Source organism: Vibrio sp. 1069, from assembly GCF_033340555.1.
Genome location: NZ_JAWOWP010000513.1, coordinates 1 through 637 on the forward strand (window position 1 = coordinate 1; position 637 = coordinate 637).

The following is a 637-nucleotide window of genomic DNA, read 5'->3' on the forward strand; positions in this document are numbered from 1 at the left end:
CTACATGACGGGAAGTTGGACAATTAGTGACAAAAGTAGAATGGACGGAATAGCGCACATTGATGTGCCCAACCATACCGTTAAACACATCAATAAAAGCAATAAGAATTACGAAGGGTTAGCTGGTGAGGCTGACGGCGTATCGATATACCAAACTTTGCGTTTTTTGCGGCATGCGCGTAATGACCCCGTGGTCACATCACCGTCTTTGGTTAACTCATAGCTCAGCGCTCGACAAGTGTAGCTGCCCAGCAGCTCGTGTCGGGCACTCGATACAGAATGAGTCGCTTGCTGAGCATCGAACAACGGATTCGGTTGAGTCGACAAAATATCGCGATTCACTACGTTGCTGCGTACGTAATCTTGGTGCACGTAGCCCTTAATAACGCCTTTTTGTTCAACCAGAATCCAAGGTTCTCCTTCAACTCTCGCCAACGCATTGAACACTTCGCCTTTTTTAAGTTGCCCCAGCTTTGTACTCTCTACACTCGGTTTAGAGCGTAAATTTAACCCCGTTTTTGAACGATAGGAGACATCCATGAACTCCAGCTTGTTAGAGGTATCCACTCCCTCTTCTACTGGCCTGACTATCTCAGCTTGTTGCCACTCATTAGGTTGCACGCGGATCTTCCACCAC

Annotated in this window: 1 protein-coding gene; it reads right to left on the reverse strand. The window is 47.4% G+C overall.

What is annotated here, in order from left to right; translation table 11 throughout:
• Positions 1-108 precede the first annotated feature (108 nt).
• Positions 109-637, reverse strand: a 529-nt coding sequence (locus R7040_RS27465) for an SH3 domain-containing protein (RefSeq protein ID WP_318097741.1), incomplete at its 5' end; no start/stop codon positions are given.